Below are 527 nucleotides of genomic sequence, written 5' to 3'. Positions count from 1 at the left end.
GGCCTGAAGCTTCCCGGATTGAATCTGCAGGCCGATGGAAGCAAGTGCCCTCAATCGCTCCGAGCGAACGGAAGACGGCATTTGCTCCAAGTGCCCTTGAAGCGCCAAAAATGCTTCGTTCAACCCAACAAGTATTTTTATGCTCATGCCTGAGTAAGCGAAGATTCCCCGAGGGCCCAGTACCCCCGTGCTATGGAAAGTACTGGCTGAGGGGGAGACAGCACCTTCAGGCGGGGAAATGCGTCCTGAATAGACCGCCGGAAGAAGTCCGCGCCGCCGCCTACCAGCAAAATGACGTCAGGCGACATCTGCTCTGCTCGTAGCGAGGTGAGTACCGAGGTGGCGATCAGAGCACCGAGGGTATCGCTCGCTCCCGACAGATAGGGAGCGATCTCCACTCGCTGGCCCGCAACAAGGACCGATTGCTTGCCGTCACGAATCGCTTTCTCGAAAGTCTCTACAGTGGGCTTCACTCCGTGCTCTTCTGCAAGCAGTTGCCCCGCCTGTTCGAGCAGCACGGAAGACGC

At 58.1% G+C, this 527-nt stretch carries 1 pseudogene; it reads right to left on the bottom strand.

The annotated features are described in order from the left end of the window. Window positions 1-143: 143 nt before the first annotated feature. Window positions 144-527, bottom strand: a pseudogene (locus GVL52_RS28485) (hypothetical protein); the annotation flags it as partial.

This window comes from Rhizobium sp. 18055 (genome assembly GCF_902706285.1).
Taxonomy (GTDB): Bacteria; Pseudomonadota; Alphaproteobacteria; order Rhizobiales; family Rhizobiaceae; genus Rhizobium.
The sequence above is the reverse complement of the archived record's forward strand: the minus strand, read 5'-3'. Positions and strand labels throughout refer to the sequence as shown.